18 protein-coding genes and 1 pseudogene are annotated in these 19880 nt (G+C 70.9%); 10 read left to right on the top strand and 9 right to left on the bottom strand.

The genetic code is table 11. The annotated features are described in order from the left end of the window. Nucleotides 1–67 precede the first annotated feature (67 nt). Entirely contained in the window at nucleotides 68–1696 is a 1629-nt protein-coding gene (locus tag Q5694_RS08705) for a protein kinase domain-containing protein (RefSeq protein ID WP_333931926.1), read from the bottom strand. Between the two features lie 346 nt (nucleotides 1697–2042). Between Q5694_RS08705 and Q5694_RS08710 the strand changes: the two genes are divergently transcribed. From Q5694_RS08710 to Q5694_RS08725, 4 genes are all read left to right on the top strand, one after another. Further along, nucleotides 2043–3641, top strand: coding sequence for a protein kinase domain-containing protein (locus Q5694_RS08710; RefSeq protein ID WP_333931927.1), 1599 nt, complete (start codon nucleotides 2043–2045; stop codon nucleotides 3639–3641). 448 nt (nucleotides 3642–4089) lie between these two features. Continuing rightward, nucleotides 4090–5286, top strand: a complete 1197-nt coding sequence (gene pdhA, locus Q5694_RS08715; RefSeq protein ID WP_333931928.1) for a pyruvate dehydrogenase (acetyl-transferring) E1 component subunit alpha — start codon at nucleotides 4090–4092, stop codon at nucleotides 5284–5286. Between the two features lies 1 nt (nucleotide 5287). Beyond that, nucleotides 5288–6265 carry an alpha-ketoacid dehydrogenase subunit beta gene (locus Q5694_RS08720; protein ID WP_333931929.1) on the top strand — a complete coding sequence of 326 codons (978 nt, stop codon included), beginning with the start codon at nucleotides 5288–5290 and terminating at the stop codon, nucleotides 6263–6265. Between the two features lie 10 nt (nucleotides 6266–6275). Then, the gene (locus tag Q5694_RS08725; protein WP_333931931.1) at nucleotides 6276–7709 is read left to right on the top strand and encodes a dihydrolipoamide acetyltransferase family protein; all 1434 of its coding nucleotides are present in this window, start codon (nucleotides 6276–6278) and stop codon (nucleotides 7707–7709) included. Between the two features lie 69 nt (nucleotides 7710–7778). Here the strand turns inward: Q5694_RS08725 and Q5694_RS08730 are convergent, their stop codons facing one another. Beyond that, entirely contained in the window at nucleotides 7779–8681 is a 903-nt protein-coding gene (locus Q5694_RS08730) for a D-alanyl-D-alanine carboxypeptidase family protein (protein ID WP_333931932.1), read from the bottom strand. Nucleotides 8682–8889: 208 nt separating this feature from the next. Between Q5694_RS08730 and Q5694_RS08735 the strand changes: the two genes are divergently transcribed. Together Q5694_RS08735 and Q5694_RS08740 are read left to right on the top strand one after the other, a co-directional pair. Further along, nucleotides 8890–9540 carry a GntR family transcriptional regulator gene (locus Q5694_RS08735; protein ID WP_333931933.1) on the top strand — a complete coding sequence of 217 codons (651 nt, stop codon included), beginning with the start codon at nucleotides 8890–8892 and terminating at the stop codon, nucleotides 9538–9540. Further along, nucleotides 9537–10832, top strand: a complete 1296-nt coding sequence (locus tag Q5694_RS08740) for an MFS transporter (protein WP_333931934.1) — start codon at nucleotides 9537–9539, stop codon at nucleotides 10830–10832. Before Q5694_RS08735 ends, Q5694_RS08740 begins: the two co-directional genes overlap by 4 nt. 223 nt (nucleotides 10833–11055) lie before the next feature. Here the strand turns inward: Q5694_RS08740 and Q5694_RS08745 are convergent, their stop codons facing one another. After that, nucleotides 11056–11880: a maleylpyruvate isomerase family mycothiol-dependent enzyme gene (locus tag Q5694_RS08745; RefSeq protein ID WP_333931935.1), complete on the bottom strand. Its 825-nt coding sequence runs from the start codon at nucleotides 11878–11880 to the stop codon at nucleotides 11056–11058. Between the two features lie 181 nt (nucleotides 11881–12061). Between Q5694_RS08745 and Q5694_RS08750 the strand changes: the two genes are divergently transcribed. Then, nucleotides 12062–12859, top strand: a complete 798-nt coding sequence (locus tag Q5694_RS08750) for a carbon-nitrogen family hydrolase (protein WP_333931936.1) — start codon at nucleotides 12062–12064, stop codon at nucleotides 12857–12859. A gap of 33 nt (nucleotides 12860–12892) precedes the next feature. Here the strand turns inward: Q5694_RS08750 and Q5694_RS08755 are convergent, their stop codons facing one another. Further along, complete coding sequence (locus tag Q5694_RS08755) at nucleotides 12893–13384, bottom strand: LURP-one-related/scramblase family protein (protein ID WP_333931937.1); 492 nt, start codon at nucleotides 13382–13384, stop codon at nucleotides 12893–12895. A gap of 319 nt (nucleotides 13385–13703) precedes the next feature. Here Q5694_RS08755 and Q5694_RS34800 point away from each other — a divergent pair, with 319 nt between their 5' ends. Continuing rightward, nucleotides 13704–13907: a hypothetical protein gene (locus tag Q5694_RS34800; RefSeq protein WP_443040831.1), complete on the top strand. Its 204-nt coding sequence runs from the start codon at nucleotides 13704–13706 to the stop codon at nucleotides 13905–13907. A 9-nt stretch (nucleotides 13908–13916) separates the two neighbouring features. On the opposite strand, the gene Q5694_RS08765 is transcribed toward Q5694_RS34800, so the two are convergent. The 3 genes from Q5694_RS08765 to Q5694_RS08775 all read right to left on the bottom strand — a co-directional run bounded on the left by Q5694_RS08765 (nucleotide 13917) and on the right by Q5694_RS08775 (nucleotide 17493). Continuing rightward, a complete protein-coding gene (locus tag Q5694_RS08765) occupies nucleotides 13917–14162 on the bottom strand; it encodes a DUF6458 family protein (protein ID WP_333931938.1) in 246 nt (81 codons plus the stop codon). Between the two features lie 88 nt (nucleotides 14163–14250). Then, nucleotides 14251–15588 carry a M18 family aminopeptidase gene (locus tag Q5694_RS08770; RefSeq protein WP_333931939.1) on the bottom strand — a complete coding sequence of 446 codons (1338 nt, stop codon included), beginning with the start codon at nucleotides 15586–15588 and terminating at the stop codon, nucleotides 14251–14253. Nucleotides 15589–15666: 78 nt separating this feature from the next. Further along, entirely contained in the window at nucleotides 15667–17493 is a 1827-nt protein-coding gene (locus Q5694_RS08775) for an acyl-CoA dehydrogenase (RefSeq protein WP_333931940.1), read from the bottom strand. A gap of 271 nt (nucleotides 17494–17764) precedes the next feature. Here Q5694_RS08775 and Q5694_RS08780 point away from each other — a divergent pair, with 271 nt between their 5' ends. Next, the gene (locus tag Q5694_RS08780) at nucleotides 17765–18229 is read left to right on the top strand and encodes an SseB family protein (protein ID WP_030245078.1); all 465 of its coding nucleotides are present in this window, start codon (nucleotides 17765–17767) and stop codon (nucleotides 18227–18229) included. 220 nt (nucleotides 18230–18449) lie between these two features. After that, nucleotides 18450–18683: pseudogene (locus Q5694_RS08785) on the top strand (pirin family protein); the annotation flags it as partial. Between the two features lie 598 nt (nucleotides 18684–19281). Here Q5694_RS08785 and Q5694_RS08790 read toward each other — a convergent pair. Together Q5694_RS08790 and Q5694_RS08795 are read right to left on the bottom strand one after the other, a co-directional pair. Continuing rightward, the gene (locus tag Q5694_RS08790) at nucleotides 19282–19602 is read right to left on the bottom strand and encodes a hypothetical protein (protein ID WP_333931942.1); all 321 of its coding nucleotides are present in this window, start codon (nucleotides 19600–19602) and stop codon (nucleotides 19282–19284) included. After that, complete coding sequence (locus tag Q5694_RS08795; protein ID WP_333931943.1) at nucleotides 19599–19880, bottom strand: hypothetical protein; 282 nt, start codon at nucleotides 19878–19880, stop codon at nucleotides 19599–19601. The genes Q5694_RS08790 and Q5694_RS08795 overlap by 4 nt, the downstream gene beginning before the upstream one ends.

Here is a 19880-nt window from a genome sequence, read left to right on the forward strand (position 1 = left end):
GCGGCAGACCCCGTACACGACAAGGGCCCGGCGGCCGCGGCCGCCGGGCCCTTCTATCGGCCCGCCGTCAGGACGGGGGGTTGCCCGTGGAGACGTTCAGCACGATCGTCGGCATGTCCTTGGGATCGACGTCGGTGCCCTTGGACGGGAACTGGTTCATGACCGTGCCCTCGCCGTAGGTGTTCTCGTCGACCTTCTCGGTGCTGACCTGCCAGCCGGCCGCCTGGGCGCATGCCTTCACGGACTGGATGTCCTTGAACTTGAAGCTCGGGATCTCGATCTTCTCGGGGTCGTTGTACGACTCCTGCGGCTCCGTGCACTCCTCGGTGTCGATGGTCCTCGACCGGTCCGGGCCGCGGTAGCCGGGCTTCTTCTCCGCGGAGGCCGAGGTGCTCGGGCTGCCGCCGCCGCCCTTGTCGTCCTCGCCGCCGCCGTTCATCAGCAGTGCCGTGACCAGTCCGCCGACGGCGAGCAGGGCCACGACGACCGAGCCGACGATCACCGGCTTGTTGCTCCTGCCGCCGCCCTGCGCGACGGCCGCCGTCTGCGGGCTGAGGTTGTAGGGCGGCGGGGTCGACGGGCCGGGCTGCGGGGAGTAGGCGGCCGGAGTGGGCGCCTGGTAGCCGCCCTGCTGCGGGTAGCCGTACGCCGGGGCCGGGGTGCCGTACGGGTTCGGGGGCGGGGTCGGCTGGTACGGCGTCTGCACCTGGCCCGAGGGGGCCGGGCTCGCCTGGTCGACCGGCGGGAACACCGCCGAGCCGACGCCCGAGCCGCTCGGCGCCTGCGTGCCCGGCACGATGCTCGGCGGCGCGGCCTGGAAGGAGGCCGCCACCCGCAGGCACTCGTCGCGCATGGCCTCGGCGCTGGGGAAGCGCTCGTTCGGGTTCTTCTTCAGCGCCCGGGCGATCAGCGCGTCCACCGCCGGGGGCAGCGAGCGGTTGATGGAGGAGGCGACCGGCGGCTCCTCCTGCACGTGCGCGTAGGCGATGGCCAGCGGCGAGTCCGCCTCGAACGGCAGCCGCCCGGTGACGAGCTGGAACAGCATGATGCCGACCGAGTACAGGTCGGAGCGGGCGTCCACGCCGCGGCCCAGGGCCTGCTCGGGCGAGAGGTACTGCGGGGTGCCGACGACCATGCCGGTCTGCGTCATGGACGTCACACCGGACTGCATGGCTCGGGCGATGCCGAAGTCCATGACCTTGACCACGCCGCGCTTGGTCATCATCACGTTGCCCGGCTTGATGTCCCGGTGGACCAGGCCCATCTCGTGGCTGATCTCCAGCGCGGCCAGCACGTCACCGGTGATCTTCAGCGCCTTGTCGGCGGGCATCGCGCCCTGCCGGCGGACGTCCTCGTCGAGCACGGAGCCGAGCGGGCGGCCCTCGACGTACTCCATGACGATGTACGGCGTCGTCATGGAGTCGAGGGTGTCCTCGCCGGTGTCGAAGACCGAGACGATGTTCGTGTGCGTGAGCTTGGCCACGGACTGGGCCTCGCGGCGGAACCGCTCGCGGAACGCCTGCTCCCGGCCGAGGTCGGTGTGCAGTGTCTTGATCGCTACCTGCCGGTCGAGCACGCTGTCGTAGGCGAGGTGCACCGAGGCCATGCCGCCCTGGCCGAGCAGGTCGCGCAGCTGATAGCGGCCACCGGCGAGCGCCCGCCCCGTGTACTGGCCCTGTGCGCCGTCCTGGCTCATGTTCCCTGTCCCCCGTAGCCCCCGCAGGCGCCGCCGACCTGTCGCTGGTCCGTCGTGATCCACACCGTCATTCCCGGCCAAGTCTGCCCCAGGGCAGTGACACGTCAAGCTCGGTGCCCGTTCCGTGACCGTACGCGCAAGAAGCGTCGCGGAAGCGTTACAGGGGGCGTACGGCCCTCCACGGAATTTGCACGACGGTACGGAGTGAAGGTTTCATGGCCGGTCCGTCCCGTGCCGGTTCCCGGCACCCGTCTCGCACCTCAGGCTTGCGCGGAGGCTGTAGCGTGGCCGACGGAGACCGTAACAACACCGCGCGCACCGCGGGCAGAAACGACGGCGAGGACTGATGGCACAGCAGCAGCGCGCTCAGGGCCCGTCCGACCCCGAGGCGACTGGCGGCGGCATGTCGGACGCGCCGGACAACTGGGGTAACGGCGGGCTCGTCGGGGACGGCCGGTACCGGCTGACCCACAGGCTCGGCCGGGGCGGCATGGCCGAGGTGTTCGCGGCCGAGGACGTCCGGCTCGGGCGCACGGTCGCCGTCAAGCTGCTCCGCTCCGACCTCGCCGAGGACCCGGTGTCCAAGGCCCGCTTCACGCGTGAGGCGCAGTCGGTCGCCGGCCTCAACCACCACGCGATCGTCGCCGTGTACGACTCCGGCGAGGACGTCGTCGGCGGCCAGTCCGTGCCGTACATCGTGATGGAGCTGGTCGAGGGCCGCACCATCCGCGACCTGCTGCTCAACGCCGAGGCGCCCGGCCCGGAGCAGGCGCTGATCATCGTCTCCGGGGTGCTGGAGGCCCTCGCCTACTCGCACCAGCACGGCATCGTGCACCGCGACATCAAGCCCGCCAACGTCATCATCACCCACAACGGCGCCGTGAAGGTGATGGACTTCGGCATCGCCCGCGCCCTGCACGGCGCGTCCACGACGATGACGCAGACCGGCATGGTCATGGGCACCCCGCAGTACCTGTCCCCCGAGCAGGCGCTCGGCAAGGCCGTCGACCACCGCTCCGACCTGTACGCGACCGGCTGCCTGCTGTACGAACTCCTCGCGCTGCGCCCGCCGTTCACCGGCGAGACCCCGCTGTCGGTGGTCTACCAGCACGTCCAGGACATCCCGACCCCGCCCTCCGAGGCCTCCGACGCCTGCCCGCCGGAGCTGGACGGCCTGGTCATGCGCTCGCTGGCCAAGGAGCCCGACGACCGCTTCCAGACAGCCGAGGAGATGCGCGGCCTGGTTCAGTACGCGCTGCAGATGCTGTACGACCAGGGCGGCCACACCGGCACCTGGAACACCGGCCCCGTCGTCCTGCACGAGGGCCGCAACACCCCTTCGGGCGGCTTCGCGCAGACGGCCGTCATGGGCCACCCGGGAGACGCCTCGGGCACCACCCAGATCCCCTCGCCGATCCTGCCGGCCGGTTACGGCGGCGGGGACGACGGCGGCTTCGAGGGCCACGGGAACAAGGGCAGCGGCCGCGGAAAGCTGTGGATCCTCGCCGTCCTCGCGGTCATCGCCGTCGCCGCGGGCGTCGCCCTGGCGCTGCAGAACACCGGCGGCGGCAAGGACGAGCCGGGCAAGAAGCAGTCGCCGACCTCCTCGCAGACCACCGAGGACAAGAAGCCCAGCGAGAAGCCCAGCGAGAAGCCGAGCGAGAAGCCGACCGGCAGCACCACGGACGGCGGTACCGGCACGGGCAACGGCAACGGCGACTGGACCCCGTCCTACACGCCCTCCTACACGCCGTCCCAGAGCGCACCGCAGTCGCCCACGGGCCAGCCGTCGAACCCGCCGACCACCACGCAGCCGACCGGCGAGCCCACGGGCGGCGAGGAGCCCACCGACCCGGAGACGCCGCCGGACGACACGGGCGGCACCGACGCGGGCGGCACCACCGCCGGCGCCGCGGGCGGCCCCGGCGGCGAGACCGGCGGCTGACCCGTCCGGCAGACGGCGGCTGGTCCGGCCGCCGGAGAAGACACGATCCACGCGCGCGTGGGACCCCGCAACGGGCCCCACGCGCGCGTGCCGTTTCACCGCGCCCGGAAGTTGGCTCTTCCCGTGACCTGGGTCACCGGGTTAACGTGCGGTAGCTCCGGCCTCCTGCAAGGCTGTGACCAGGGCCCCTTCCACCCCTTCCCGATTTACTTGGATATCCAAGCAAAATCGCAGGTCAGGAGGGGTTTCACAGAAATGTGGCGCACTGGGTAACGTGCTTTCAGCAGGGCGCTCGCCGGGGCACCTGTCACGCCTGTCCCCGGCTGAGCGGCACCCACCCCGTGCCCGTGGTCGAGAACAGGTGAGCCGCTCCCCCAGGCTCCAAGCGAGCAGGGGGACCCCCAGGCCCACCGGCAACCCCGGGAGCCGGACCGACGGAGGAGCACACGTGACCGTGGAGAGCACTGCCGCGCGCACACCGCGACGCAGCGCCGGAAGCAAGGCCGGCACCACCGGCGCCAAGCGCACCACCACCGCCAAGAAGGACGCGGCCGCCACGGGCGGCGAACCGCAGCTCGTGCAGCTGCTGACGCCCGAGGGCAAACGGGTCAAGAACGCGGAGTTCGACAAGTACGTCGCCGGTGTCACCGCCGAGGAGCTGCGCGGCCTCTACCGCGACATGGTGCTCACCCGCCGCTTCGACGCCGAGGCCACCGCCCTGCAGCGCCAGGGCGAGCTGGGCCTGTGGGCCTCGCTGCTCGGCCAGGAGGCCGCCCAGATCGGCTCCGGCCGGGCCCTGCGCGACGACGACTACGTCTTCCCCACCTACCGCGAGCACGGCGTCGCCTGGTGCCGCGGCGTGGACCCGACCAACCTGCTCGGCATGTTCCGTGGCGTGAACAACGGCGGCTGGGACCCGAACGGCAACAACTTCCACCTCTACACGATCGTCATCGGCTCCCAGACGCTGCACGCCACCGGCTACGCGATGGGCGTCGCCAAGGACGGCGCGGACAGCGCGGTGATCGCCTACTTCGGCGACGGCGCCTCCAGCCAGGGCGACGTGGCCGAGTCGTTCACCTTCTCCGCGGTCTACAACGCCCCGGTCGTGTTCTTCTGCCAGAACAACCAGTGGGCCATCTCCGAGCCGACGGAGAAGCAGTCCCGCGTGCCGATCTACCAGCGCGCCCAGGGCTTCGGCTTCCCCGGGGTCCGGGTCGACGGCAACGACGTGCTCGGCTGCCTCGCGGTCACCCGCTGGGCGCTGGAGCGGGCGCGCAGCGGCGAGGGCCCGACCCTCGTCGAGGCGTTCACGTACCGCATGGGCGCCCACACCACCTCCGACGACCCCACCCGCTACCGGGGCGACGAGGAGCGGCAGGCGTGGGAGGCCAAGGACCCGATCCTGCGCCTGCGCCGCTACCTGGAGGCCTCGAACCACGCGGACGAGGGCTTCTTCGCGGAACTGGAGACCGAGTCCGAGGCGTTGGGCAGGCGGGTGCGCGAGGCGGTCCGCGCCATGCCGGACCCGGACCACTTCGCGATCTTCGAGAACGTCTACGCGGACGGGCACGCGCTGGTCGACGAGGAGCGCGCCCAGTTCGCCGCATACCAGGCGTCCTTCGCCGACCAGGGGGGTAACTGAGATGGCCGAGAAGATGGCACTGGCCAAGGCGATCAACGAGTCGCTGCGCCGCGCCCTGGAGTCCGACCCCAAGGTCCTGATCATGGGTGAGGACGTCGGAAAGCTCGGCGGCGTGTTCCGGGTGACGGACGGCCTGCAGAAGGACTTCGGCGAGAGCCGCGTCATCGACACCCCGCTCGCCGAGTCGGGCATCGTGGGCACCGCGGTCGGCCTGGCCCTGCGCGGCTACCGCCCGGTGGTCGAGATCCAGTTCGACGGCTTCGTCTTCCCGGCGTACGACCAGATCGTCACGCAGCTCGCGAAGATGCACGCCCGCTCGCTGGGCAAGGTCAAGATGCCCGTCGTCGTGCGCATCCCCTACGGCGGAGGCATCGGCGCGGTCGAGCACCACTCGGAGTCCCCCGAGTCGCTGTTCGCGCACGTGGCGGGCCTGAAGGTGGTCAGCCCGTCGAACGCCTCGGACGCGTACTGGATGATGCAGCAGGCCATCCAGAGCGACGACCCGGTGATCTTCTTCGAGCCCAAGCGCCGCTACTGGGACAAGGGCGAGGTCAACACGGAGGCCATCCCGGGCCCGCTGCACAAGGCCCAGGTGGTCCGCGAGGGCACCGACCTGACCCTGGCCGCCTACGGCCCGATGGTGAAGCTCTGCCAGGAGGCCGCCGACGCGGCGGCCGAGGAGGGCCGGAACCTGGAGGTCCTCGACCTGCGCTCGATCTCCCCGGTCGACTTCGACTCGATCCAGGCGTCGGTGGAGAGGACCCGCCGGCTGGTCGTGGTCCACGAGGCGCCGGTGTTCTTCGGCTCGGGCGCGGAGATCGCCGCCCGGATCACGGAGCGCTGCTTCTACCACCTGGAGGCCCCGGTGCTCCGGGTCGGCGGCTACCACGCCCCGTACCCGCCGGCCCGCCTGGAGGAGGAGTACCTGCCGAACCTGGACCGGGTGCTGGATGCCGTCGACCGCTCGCTGGCGTACTGAGGAGAGGGCCGTGACGACGATGACGGAAGCGTCCGTGCGCGAGTTCAAGATGCCCGACGTGGGCGAGGGGCTCACGGAGGCGGAGATCCTCAAGTGGTACGTCCAGCCCGGTGACACGGTCACCGACGGGCAGGTCGTGTGCGAGGTCGAGACGGCGAAGGCGGCCGTCGAGCTGCCCATCCCCTACGACGGCGTGGTCCGGGAGCTGCGCTTCCCGGAGGGCACCACGGTCGACGTGGGCACGGCGATCATCGCCGTGGACGTGAGCGGCGGTGCCGCGTCCGCGCCCGCCTCCGGCGAGCCCGCGGCCGCCCAGCCCGCCGCCCGGCCCGCCGAGGAGCCCAAAGCCGAGGGCTCGGGCCGCCAGCCGGTCCTGGTCGGCTACGGGGTGGCGACCTCCTCCACCCGCCGCCGGCCCCGCAAGGCCCAGGAGGCCCCAAGCCGGCCGGCCTCCACGGCGGTCCAGTCCGAGCTGAACGGCCACGCCCCGGCGCCCGTCCCGGCTCCGGCGCCCGTCCCGGTGGGCGGGGACCGGCCGCTGGCCAAGCCTCCGGTGCGCAAGCTCGCCAAGGACCTGGGCATCGACCTGACGACGGTCACGCCGACGGGCCCGGACGGCATCATCACGCGGGAGGACGTGCACGCGGCGGTGGCCGCCCCCACCGCCGAGGCTCCCGCGCCGGCCGCCCCGGCGCCCGCCCCGGCCGCGGCAGCGGCAGCCGCCCCGGCCTCGTACGACACCGCGCGCGAGACCCGCGTCCCGGTCAAGGGCGTGCGCAAGGCCACGGCGGCGGCGATGGTCGGCTCGGCGTTCACCGCGCCGCACGTCACGGAGTTCGTCACGGTCGACGTGACGCGCACGATGAAGCTGGTCGAGGAGCTGAAGCAGGACAAGGAGTTCACGGGCCTGCGCGTGAACCCGCTGCTGCTGATCGCCAAGGCGCTGCTGGTCGCGATCAGGCGCAACCCGGAGATCAACGCGTCCTGGGACGAGGCCGCTCAGGAGATCGTGGTCAAGCACTACGTGAACCTGGGCATCGCGGCCGCGACCCCGCGCGGATTGATCGTGCCGAACATCAAGGACGCCCACGCCAAGACGCTGCCGCAGCTGGCCGAGTCGCTGGGCGAGCTGGTGGCGACGGCGCGGGAGGGCAGGACGTCCCCGTCGGCCATGCAGGGCGGCACGGTGACGATCACCAACGTCGGCGTCTTCGGCGTCGACACGGGCACGCCGATCCTGAATCCGGGCGAGTCCGCGATCCTCGCGGTCGGCGCGATCAAGCCGCAGCCCTGGGTGCACAAGGGCAAGGTGAAACCCCGTCAGGTGACCACCCTGGCGCTGTCGTTCGACCACCGCCTGGTCGACGGCGAACTGGGCTCGAAGGTCCTGGCCGACGTGGCCGCGGTCCTGGAGCAGCCCAAGCGCCTGATCACCTGGGCCTGACACACGAAGAGGGGGCTCGCCACCGGCTGTGGCGAGCCCCCTTCCCGTTGCCCTGTCCGCGGGCGCGTCCTACTTGGTGAAGCCGTAGTTCAGCAGCTTCGTCGCGTCGGACTTGCGCGTGGTGGCGTTGGTCGAGGAGAGGACCGTGCCGATGACCGTCTTGCCGCTCCGCGTCGCCGCGAAGACCAGGCAGTACCCGGCCTCCGGGCCGGAGCCGGTCTTCACACCGATCGCGCCGCTGTAACTGGCGAGCAGCGGGTTGGTGTTCTCCCACGGCGCCATGGTCCGCGTGCCGCCGGACTTGGTGGTCGTCTTCGCCGTGTACTTCTTCGTCTTGACGACCGTGCGGAACGTGGAGTTCTTCATCGCGGCGCTGGCGAGCTTGGTCAGGTCGCGCGGCGTGGAGTAGTTGCTGCCCTTGCCGATGCCGTCGAACGAGTCGAAGTGGGTGTTCGTCAGACCCAGACTCTTGGCGGTGGTGTTCATCTTGCCGATGAACGACTGCACGCGCTTGGCCCGCGTCGAGCCGGTCCCGTACTTGTCGGCCAGCGCGTACGCGGCGTCGCAGCCGGACGGCAGCATCAGCCCGTACAGCAGCTGGCGGACGGTGACCTTGTCGCCGACGATCAGCTTGGCGTTGGACGCCCAGTTGTTCTCGACGATGTAGTCGCTGTACGCCTTCTGGACCGTGACCTTGCTGTCCAGGTTGAGGTTCGACTGCTTCAGCACCACCAGGGCCGTCATGATCTTGGTGGTCGATCCGGTCGAGCGGCGGGTGTCGGCCGCCTTGGTGTAGAGCGACTTGCCGGTCGCGTTGTTCATCACGTAGCCGCCCTTGGCGGCGATGGAGGGCGCCGAGGAGGCGGCCTGCGCCGGCGCGACGGTGAGAGCACCGGTCGCGAGCATGGCGCCGGTGGTCACGGTGACGGCCGCGGCTCTGCGCAGACGAGTGCCCTTAATGCCGGTTATCAAGTCAAGTACCCCGATTATGTCGAATGCCCCATCGGTGCGGCCGAGTTGAGGACGAGGGGAAAGGGGCCGCACGTGTCTGACTCGTAACTAGCACACGAGGTTGTGCTGTTGCCGGGAGGGGTCCCCGCTTTGCCACGGATGTGTGACATTCGGGTCCGGATACTGGACGGATGCATCCACGCACACCTGATGTATCTATCCTGTTGATATGACTGTGGCCGTGAAGCAACCCCCCGCCGCCGACCGTGTCTACACGCACGTCAAACAGGGCGTCCTCGAGCGCCGCTACGAAGGCGGGACCCTGCTCACCGAGGGCGAGCTCGCCGAGGCCGTCGGGGTCTCGCGCACACCGGTGCGCGAGGCGCTGCTCCGGCTGGAGGTCGAGGGGCTGATCCGGCTCTACCCGAAGAAGGGCGCCCTGGTCCTGCCCGTTTCCGCGCAGGAGATCGCCGACGTCGTGGAGACCCGGCTGCTCGTCGAGGAACACGCGGCGCGCAAGGCCGTCCCCGCGCCCCACGGTCTCATCGAGCGCCTGGAGGAGCTGCTGGCGCGGCAGAAGAAGCAGGCCGCCGCCGGTGACCTCGCCGGCGCCGCCGTCACCGACCGCTGCTTCCACGCCGAGATCGTCCGCAGCGGCGGCAACGAGATCCTCTCCCGCCTGTACGACCAGCTGCGCGACCGCCAGCTGCGCATGGGCGTCGCCGTCATGCACTCCCACCCCGACCGCATCGCCAAGACCCTCGCCGAGCACGAGGAGATCCTCGACGCGCTGCGCGCCGGGGACGCCGAGGCGGCCGTCGGCGTCGTCCACCGGCACGTCGGCTGGTTCTCCCACCTGGCCCGCGGGGAGGTCCGATGAGTTCGGCCGCGCTGCCGGAGGATCCCCCGGGCGGCCGCCGGGCCCTGGCCGTCTGGGGCATCGGCGTCTCGGTCTACTTCGTCGCGGTCATCTTCCGCACGTCCCTGGGCGTCGCCGGCCTCGACGCCGCCGACCGCTTCCACGTCAACGCCTCGGCGCTGTCCACCTTCTCCATCCTCCAGCTTCTGGTCTACGCCGGCATGCAGATACCCGTCGGCCTGCTCGTGGACCGGCTCGGCACCAAGAAGGTGCTGGCGCTGGGCGCGGTGCTGTTCACGGCCGGACAGCTCGGCTTCGCGTTCTCCCCCTCCTACGGCATGGCCCTGGCCTCCCGCGCCCTGCTCGGCTGCGGCGACGCGCTGACGTTCATCAGCGTGCTGCGCCTGGGCAGCCGCTGGTTCCCCGCCCGGCGCGGACCCCTCGTCGCCCAGTTCGCGGGACTGATCGGCATGGCCGGCAACCTCGTCTCCACCCTCGTGCTGGCCCGGCTGCTGCACGGCGTGGGCTGGACGGCCGCCTTCGCGGGCAGCGCCGCCGCCGGTGCCGTGGTCTTCGTCCTGGTGGTGCTGTTCCTGAAGGACCACCCCGAGGGCCACGCCTGCGAACCCGTCCCGCACCAGGGCGCCGCCTACGTGCGGCGGCAGATCGCCGCGGCCTGGCGTGAGCCGGGGACCCGGCTGGGCCTGTGGGTGCACTTCACCACGCAGTTCCCCGCGATGGTCTTCCTGCTGCTGTGGGGCCTGCCGTTCCTGGTCGAGGCCCAGGGCCTGACCCGGGCCACCGCCGGTGAGCTGCTGACCCTGGTCGTGCTGTCCAACATGGTCGTCGGCCTCGTCTACGGCCAGATCGTCGCCCGGCACCACGAGGCGCGGCTGCCGCTCGCGCTCGGCACGGTCGCGGCCACGGCCGTGCTGTGGGCCGCGACCCTCGCCCACCCGGGCGCGCACGCCCCCATGTGGCTGCTGATCGTGCTGTGCACGGTCCTGGGCGCCTGCGGGCCGGCCTCCATGATCGGCTTCGACTTCGCCCGACCGGCCAATCCGCCCGAGCGGCAGGGCACCGCCTCCGGCATCACCAACATGGGCGGCTTCGTGGCCTCCATGACCACGCTGTTCGCGATCGGTGCGCTGCTGGACGCCACCGGTGACGACTACCGCGTCGCCTTCTCCGTGGTGTTCGTGCTGCAGGCGGCCGGTGTCACGCAGATCCTCCGGCTGCGCGGGCGGGCGGCCCGCCGGGAGCGCGAGCGGCTGGTGGCCAGCCGGGTGGAGACGGTGCACGTACCGGTGTAGGCCGGCCGGCGCGTACCGGTGTGCGCGGGAGCTGCCCGGGGGGTCGGTTGCACTGCCAGCGTGGCATCCGCCCGGGACGGCCGAGGGGTTGTGTGCGCGGGAGCCGTCCGGGAAGCCGCGTGAATCCCAACGCCGCATCCGCCCGGGAGCGACGCGTGGGTCCGTGTGCGCGGCAGGCGCCCGGGCGGTGGCGGGTGGATGTCCGTGTGCGCGGCCGCCCGGGTTACGGCGTCACCGTGAAGTGCCGCAGGATCGCCGCCGTCAGGTCCGGGTCGCCCTCGGTCTTGACCCGGTCGGTCACCGCCTCCGGCGACACGCGCCCGCACGCCAGGCGGACGTACGTCTCCCAGTCGAGGGTGAGGGTCGCCGCGGGCCCGAGGGCCGGGGCCGTCTCCAGGGTGCCGCGGCCCTGGATGTCGACCCGGATCGTGCGCAGGAACTCCACCGGCCCGTGGACGTCGATCACGACCGCCGAACTGCGCGGCGCCTGCGCGTCCTCCGCGACCACACGCGGCAGTTCGGCGAGCAGCACGTCCCGGGCCACGTGCGCGCCCGGGGAGTCCAGGTTGCCCGGGCGGCCCAGAGCCGTGCGCAGGTCCTGCTCGTGCACCCACACCGCGAACGCGTGCCGCCGCATCGACTCCTCCAGCGTCAGCTCGCTGCCCAGCGGCCCGCGCACCTTGGTGCCCGGGTCGCGCGACTCGTTGCGCAGCTGCCGGTTGCGGCGGATGATCACGTACTCCAGCTCGGAGGTCATCTCCGGGGCCGTGTGGTGACGGCGGACGTCGACCTGCATCTCCATGTACCGCTGGTGGTCGTTGGTGACGTGGAACAGGTCGCGCGGCAGCGAGTGGATCGGGCGCGGGTCGCCGAGCATCTCGCAGTCCAGGCCGATGACGTGGGACACCACGTCCCGCACCGACCACCCCGGGCACGGCGTCCGCCGGTTCCATTCGGCCTCCACGAGCGGCTGGACCAGCTCGGATATCGCTTCGACGGAGTGGGTCCAGGCGTCGGCGTAGGGCTGGAGGGTGGGATGCAGACTCACGGAACGGGACCCCTCGGCGGTCGGTGCACGGGCAGGTGGTGGCGGCGTTGCCAGTGGGAGGTGGCGGCTGTCGGTGGGTGTCTTGCGAGCTAAGTTACGCTGCTGTGGGGCACCCCGGCAGTGCTTTCGTGTGACGATCGTAGGCCCGTGTGGACGGCTCGAATGCCAGGACGGTGGTAGTGTGCGCGCCTCTGTGATCCAGATCGCCGTGGACGAGGGCGAATCGGTCGAATCGCGCCGCCGGCGGGCCGCCGGGATGATCCGCGAACAGGCCGGGAGCGACCTGGTCGTCCTCCCCGAGCTGTGGACCACCGGAGCCTTCGCCTACGACGCGTTCGCCACCGAGGCCGAACCGCTCGAAGGCCCCACCCACGAGGCCATGGCCAAGGCCGCGAGCGACGCGGGCGTCTGGCTGCACGCCGGGTCGATCCCCGAGCGCGACCCCGAGGGCCCCCTCTACAACACCTCCCTCGTCTTCTCGCCCTCCGGCGACCTGGCCGCCGCCTACCGCAAGATCCACCGCTTCGGCTTCGACAAGGGTGAGGCCGTCCTGATGGGCGCGGGATCGGAACTGGTGACGGTTCGTCTGCCGGCCACCACCCTCGGCCTGTCCACCTGTTACGACCTGCGCTTCCCCGAGCTCTTCCGCGGCCTCGTCGACGCCGGGGCCGAGACGCTCGTGGTGGCGGCGGGCTGGCCGGAGCGCCGCCGCTCCCACTGGACCCTGCTCGCGCGGGCGCGGGCGGTGGAGAACCAGTCGTTCGTCGTCGCGTGCGCAACGGCCGGGACCCACGCCGGAGTTACCCAGGCCGGGCACTCGACCGTCGTCGACCCGTGGGGCGAGGTGCTGGCCGAGGCCGGCGCCGGCGAGGAGGTCCTCACGGTGGAGTTCGACCCGGGGAAGGTCGCCGCGACGCGGGAGCAGTTCCCCGCGCTGAAGGACCGGATGCTGGGGCTCCGGCCGCCGCGCAGGCCCTGAGGACGCCCGTCGGCTCAGGTACGCCCCGGCGGCTCAGTCCTCGCGCTCCTTCTCCGCCAGGTGGATCACGCACACCGCCACCGCGATGAGCAGCGCCGGGTCCGCGTCCTCCCGGACGACGTCCACGCCGTAGGTGTCGCGCAGGGTCAGCCACCGGCGGGAGATCACCGCCAGCAGCTCCCCGTCGTACTCGACGGCGAACTCCCGGTCGAGGATCTTGCCGCTGACGTCCAGCTCGTTGCCGTCGGCCAGGGACACGCGGTAGTGGTTGCGCAGCAGGGACAGCCGCTTGCGGCGGATCGTCGCCAGCGGCTCCCCGGCCCGCTGGAGCACCATCGTGTCGCGCAGGGCGAGCATCTTCTGGTGGATGTCGACCAGGACGTTGCCCCGGGGGTCCTTCAGCTCCCAGGTGTCCCGCAGCCGCAGGGCCTTGCCGTCGACGAGGAACACCTTCGAGCCGTGCTCGTCCTCGATCCAGTAGTCGTCACCGAAGCCGAGGAGCCGGTCGTACACGAGGAATCTCATGAGACGAGGGCTTCCCCGTCACCGCCCGCGAAACGCCGCCGCTAGGCCGACGGGCTGAGCCGGGACGGGAACGCGTCAGCCGCCGACCCGGTGCTCCACGCGGTGGCGGCCGTGGCCCTCCGGGTGCGACCGGGCACGGCCACGGCCTCGTCCACCGGAGCGTGCGGGGCGGTCGGATGGGTGGGCCGGCGCAGCGACGTCGACTCCGCCCGGCACCGGCTGACCCGGCTGCGGTTGCCTCAGGAGGCGTGAAGGCGCCCGGCGTGGCCCTCGGCGCCCCCGCCGGAACGGCTGCGCGGCGGTGAGGACGCGGGGACGGATGCCCCGCTCCCGCGCACTCGGCCCCGCCGTGAGGGAGGGCGTGCTGCACGTCTGCGCCGGGGCCGCCTCCTGCGACGAGGACCCGGGCGGCGCGCATCCGGCCTGCCACGTGCACCGGCAGGACCGGGACGTGCCCGCCCGCCTCAACGACTCGGGAACGGACCGGTCGCGCCCGGTGCCGGCCGGGACGGACACCGCCTGAGCGACGGTGTCACACCCCGTAGCCGCCGTGGTAGCCGTCGCGGCGGGCCGCCGGGTCGTCCACGACCGGCGTCGTGGGGGGCATGACCACGCGCCTGCGCCGGTAAATGCTGCTGAAGACCGTGACGCCAATCAGTCCGACGATCATGAAGATGATGCCGACCAGGTCGAGGTTGACCCCCTGCATGTCCCAGTCGGTCGCGAACGTGAGGATGGCTCCCACGGCGATGAGGATGATGCATCCGCCGAGGCCCATGAGTGTCGCCTCCCTGTACGGTCCGGACGTTCCGGTACCGGAACACCGGGTACCCCGGAGGCGAACACCCATGCGGTGAGGGGCCGTTCTACCTTTCCAGAAACGCCGTCAGGGCGTTGGCCAGGAGGAACGGGTCGTCGGCGCCGCAGAGTTCGCGGGCGCTGTGCATCGACAGGATGGCCACGCCGATGTCGACGGTCCGGATGCCGTGCCGGGCGGCGGTGATCGGGCCGATCGTGGTGCCGCAGGGCATGGCGTTGTTGGAGACGAACGACTGGAACGGCACGTCGGCCGCCTCGCAGGCCGCGGTGAACTCGGCGCGGCCCGAACCGTCGGTGGCGTAGCGGTTGTTGACGTTGACCTTGAGGATGGGGCCGCCGTTGACGCGCGGGTGGTGCGTCGGGTCGTGCCGCTCGGCGTAGTTGGGGTGGACGGCGTGGCCGGTGTCGGAGGACAGGCAGACGGTGCCGGCGAAGGCGCGGGCCCGGTCCTCGTAGGTGCCGCCGCGGGCGAAGACCGAGCGCTCCAGCACGTTGCCGAGGAGGGGGCCGTCGGCGCCGGTGTCGGACTGGGAGCCGTTCTCCTCGTGGTCGAAGGCGGCGAGGACGGGGATGCAGGCGGGCGCGCTCGTGCCGGCGGCGACGGCGGCGAGGGCGGCGGTGCCGGCGTGCACGGACAGCAGGTTGTCCATGCGGGGCCCGGCGACGAGTTCGCGGTCGCGGCCGAGGTAGGCGGGCGGTTCGACGGAGTGGGTCATGAGGTCCCAGCCGGTGACCTCGCCGGCGGGGATGCCGGCGCTCTCCTCCAGGAAGGCGATGAGGTCGCCGTCGCGCACGTCGCGGCCCAGGCCCCAGATGGGCTGCATGTGCCGCTGCTTGTCGAGCTTGAGGCCGTCGGCGGTGACCGAGCGGTCCAGGTGGATGGCGAGCTGCGGGACGCGCAGCAGCGGCCGGTCGACGTCGACCAGGCGGGTGGAGCCGTCGCGCAGGGTCAGCCGGCCGGCGAGCCCGAGGTCGCGGTCCAGCCAGGAGTTGAGCAGCGGGCCGCCGTAGATCTCCACGGCCACCTGGCGCCAGCCGTGCGCCCCGCTGTCGGGCAGGGGCTTGACGCGCAGGTTGGGGGAGTCGGTGTGGGCGCCGACGATCCGGAACGGCGTGTGCGGTGCGGCGCCCTCCGGTACGTACCAGGCGACGATCGCGCCGCCGCGCAGCACGTACTTGCCGCCGCTCGTCCCGTCCCAGGCGTCCGTCTCGGCGACCTGCCGGAACCCGGCCTTCTCCAGCCGCTCGGCGGCGTTGGCCACGGCGTGGTACGGCGAGGGGCTCGCCGCGAGGAAGGCCATGAGGTCGTCGGTGTGGCCGCGGTCGAACGAGCGGGTCGCGCGCGGGGCGCTCGCGGGGGAGGACGGGCGGGCAGGTTGGGTCATGGCTTCACCTTAACGACGGGCGAGGGCCTGTTCCCCACGGTGGGGAACAGGCCCTCGCTCACAGGACGGGAGTGAGGACTAGAACGCGGCCTCGTCCAGCTCCATCAGGTCCAGCTCGACGCCCTCGGCGACCTTGCGGGCCAGGGTGACGCCCGGCAGGACGCTGGCGGCGAAGAACTTCGCGGCGGCGATCTTGCCGGTGTAGAAGGCCTTGTCCTTGGCGGTGGCGGTCTCCAGCTTCTCGGCGGCGATCGCGGCGCCCTTGAGCAGCAGGTAGCCCACGACGACGTCACCGGAGGCCATCAGCAGGCGGGTGGTGTTGAGCCCGACCTTGTAGATGTTCTTGACGTCCTGCTCGGTGGCGGCGAGGTCGGTGAGCATGAGGCCGACGATGGCCTCCAGCTCGACGGCGGCCTTGGCCAGGTGCTCGCGGGCGCCGGCCAGCTCCTCGCCGCCCGTGCCGAGGGCGAGGAACTTCTTGATGTCCTCGGCGAGGGAGTTCAGCGCGGCGCCCTGGTTGCGGACGATCTTCCGGAAGAAGAAGTCCTGGCCCTGGATGGCCGTGGTGCCCTCGTAGAGGGTGTCGATCTTGGAGTCCCGGATGTACTGCTCGATCGGGTACTCCTGCAGGAAGCCGGAGCCGCCGAAGGTCTGCAGGGACTGGGCGAGCTGCTCGTAGCCCTTCTCGGAGCCGTAGCCCTTGACGATGGGCAGGAGCAGGTCGTTCAGCGCGTGCTCGGCGGAGGCGTCCTCGCCGGCGGCCTCCTTGATCTGGATGGCGTCCTGGATCGAGGCGGTGTACATCACCAGGGCGCGCATGCCCTCGGCGTACGCCTTCTGCGTCATGAGCGAGCGGCGGACGTCCGGGTGGTGGGTGATGGTGACCTTGGGCGCGGTCTTGTCCATGAAGTTGGCCAGGTCCGGGCCCTGGACGCGCTCCTTGGCGTACTCGAGCGCGTTGAGGTAGCCCGTCGACAGCGTGGAGATCGCCTTCGTGCCGACCATCATGCGGGCGAACTCGATGATGCGGAACATCTGGCGGATGCCGTCGTGCTTGTCGCCGATCAGCCAGCCCTTGGCGGGGTGCTTGTCGCCGAAGGTCATCTCGCACGTGTTGGACGCCTTCAGGCCCATCTTGTGCTCGACGTTGGTGGCGTAGACGCCGTTGCGCTCGCCCAACTCGCCCGTCTCGAAGTCGAAGAGGTACTTCGGGACGAGGAACAGGGACAGGCCCTTGGTGCCGGGGCCGGCGCCCTCGGGGCGGGCCAGCACGTAGTGGAGGATGTTCTCCGACATGTCGTGCTCGCCGGAGGTGATGAAGCGCTTCACGCCCTCGATGTGCCAGGAGCCGTCCTCCTGCTGCACGGCCTTGGTGCGGCCGGCGCCCACGTCGGAGCCCGCGTCGGGCTCGGTGAGCACCATCGTGGAGCCCCACTGCTTCTCGGTGGCGATCTTGGCTATGTGCTTCTGGACCTCGTTGCCCTCCTCGAAGAGGATGCCGGCGAAGGCAGGGCCCGAGGAGTACATCCACACGGCCGGGTTGGCGCCCAGGATCAGCTCGGCGTAGGCCCAGATCAGGGAGCGGGGCGCGGTGGTGCCGCCGATCTCCTCGGGCAGGCCCAGGCGCCAGTACTCGGAGTCCATGAAGGCCTGGTAGCTCTTCTTGAAGGAGGCGGGGACCGGCGCGGTGCTGGTCTGCGGGTCGAAGACCGGCGGGTTGCGGTCGGCGTCGGCGAAGGACTCGGCCAGCTCGTTCTCGGAGAGGCGGGTCAGCTCCTCCAGGATGCTCTTGGCGGTCTCGACGTCCATCTCCTCGAACGGGCCGGTGCCGTACACCTTGTCGCGCCCGAGTACTTCGAAGAGGTTGAACTCGATGTCGCGGAGATTCGACTTGTAGTGCCCCATGGCGACGGCTCCCGGCTCCGTAGAGAGATCGGCGAGGCACTGGATCCTCGCGCTAGTTCACGTACCAACAAGTAGCTACGATGATGCTACCCGCCAGTAATAAGGCGCAACCCCACCCGGCCATCTGTGACAGGTCCCACCGGGTCGGTCAAGGGTCCCGCGGCCGGTGATCCACCGGAGCGGCCCGCGGGAGGGGCGGCCCGGCCACCGCGGGCTCCCGGGCCCGCCGTACCGCCACCTCCGCCCCGCCGCGCTCGGTACGCTTGCGCCCATGTACGGCTACGACCAGACAGCGGGCCCGCAAGCGCAGTACGCCCCTCCGCAGCAGCCGATGTCCGGCGGGTACGGGCAGCAGCCGCCGTTGTACCCCGAGCCGTCCCCGCCCTCGCTCACGGACGCGGTGCGCGCGTTCACCACCGGGCAGATGGCCGCCGAGGACTTCCAGCAGGTCTTCGCCACGTCGAAGGTGTACTGCCCGCGCGGCGACAACCCCGGTTTCCTCGCCCTGCACAACACCCAGCAGCCGGTGATCCCGATGTTCAGCACCCTCAAGGAGCTGCGCCGGTACGCGGGCAAGGAGTCCAAGTACTTCGTGATCACCGGCGCGGAGGTGCTGGACCTGCTGCCCACCGGCTACGGGTTCGTCCTGGACATGGAGGGCGAGCACCGGATGGTGTTCGACGCGAAGGCGGTGGAGCAGATGGTGGAGTTCGCGATGCGGCGGATGTACGGCTAGACGCCGTTGCCGCGCAGGCGGCGGCTGACCGCCGTCCCGGCGGACGGCCGGGCGTCCCGAGGCCGTCACCCCGTGAGGGGTGGCGGCCTTTCGCCGTGCCGGTCCCCCGTGGTTCGCTGCGCCGTCCCCCGGGGCGGGAATGCCCTCCGGGGTTCCGTGGTTGGGGGTGGCAGAAAGTTCAACGCTCAACTAAACTGGGCGTACACGAGGAGGAACCGACATGCCTGCTGTGACCGTCGAGAACCCGTTGACGCTGCCCCGGGTGACCGCACCCGCCGACGCCGTGGCACGTCCCGTGCTCGCCGTCACGACCGCTCCGAGCGGTTTCGAGGGCGAGGGCTTCCCGGTGCGCCGGGCGTTCGCGGGGATCAACTACCGCTACCTGGACCCGTTCATCATGATGGACCAGATGGGCGAGGTGGAGTACGCGCCGGGCGAGCCCAAAGGTTACCCCAGTTGGGGGAGTAGTGGGCAAGACCGGTGCTGACCTGCGACGATGCCCGGCATGATTGAGCTTGAGTACAAGATCACGGACGCAGAGGGGCGCCGCACAGTCACGTGTGCCGACACGGCCGCTTCCGTCGTCCTGGGCGTGATCGGGGAGCTGTGCGCCGGGTACCCCATCGACGCCATTGCCGAAGTCATGACCCGTGTAGGCGCCCCGCTGTGGCGAGAGATCACTACGCACGGTAGGCAGGCACTCAGCGAAGGCCGGGCATGGGAGTACCGGTCGGCGCGCACATTCGTATGCATGAAACCGGCCACGGCTGGGAAGGCGCCCCGCCATGTATGACGCGGTAGAACTTGCGCGCGGCCTTTCGCTGAGGGCAGCCGTCGACATGTGGCACGAACAGGCAGCGAAGCTGCGAGCAATGGGGGAGGCCGAATACGGGCGTTGCGTCGGCATCCGGCACGCCGGGAACGGCGCGTACGTCGTCTTCGTCGGCATGCAGGACGGCGCTCCCGTAAACGAGTGGCCGGTCATGAGAGACGAGAAAAAGCCCCGGCGTACCCCTCGAAAGAGGTAGCCGGGGCTTTCGTGTGTCAGCGCCCTAGTACGGCCCGTACATGGGCGTTGTGTGCCCTTCCCAGGGCGATCGTGTCGGCGGGCGGAAGCCGCGCCAATCCTCTGGCACGTCCGCCTTCCGGCCGCTGTGCTCCCACTCCTTCCACGTCTCGGCGCACTGATACAGCCAGTCGTACGCCGCTGACCGTGAGCGCCACTCCAGCGGCTTCAGCTTGCCGTTGACCGGCAGCGCGCAGAAGTCGCCTAACACTTCGTCGAAGATAGCGAAGGGCGGATTCTGGCGGCGCGTCCACGTCCCGTCCGACATGCGCTTAAGCGCGCGCTGCATCACCCGATAGCGCTTCATACGCGCTCCTGCTTGGGGTTGTACGGCTCGTGCTCGCCATGCATTAGCGGCACGTTGCCCCACATTCGGTAGCAGCGCACGAGCCACGCATTAGCACCGGCCTTCGTGCGCCACTCCAGCGGATAGCGCTCGTCGCCGTCGGGCAAGGTGCAGTACCCCTGAAGTTCCTGATCCAGAATGACCCACGGCCGGTCCCCACGGGGCGGCGGGGCTTCGCCATTCCTGGTTACCTCTTGCCGCCAGTCCGGCGGCTTCTGAGTGATCCGGTATCGACGCAT

It is taken from the genome of Streptomyces sp. AHA2, assembly GCF_036857595.1.
Classification (GTDB): domain Bacteria; phylum Actinomycetota; class Actinomycetes; order Streptomycetales; family Streptomycetaceae; genus Streptomyces.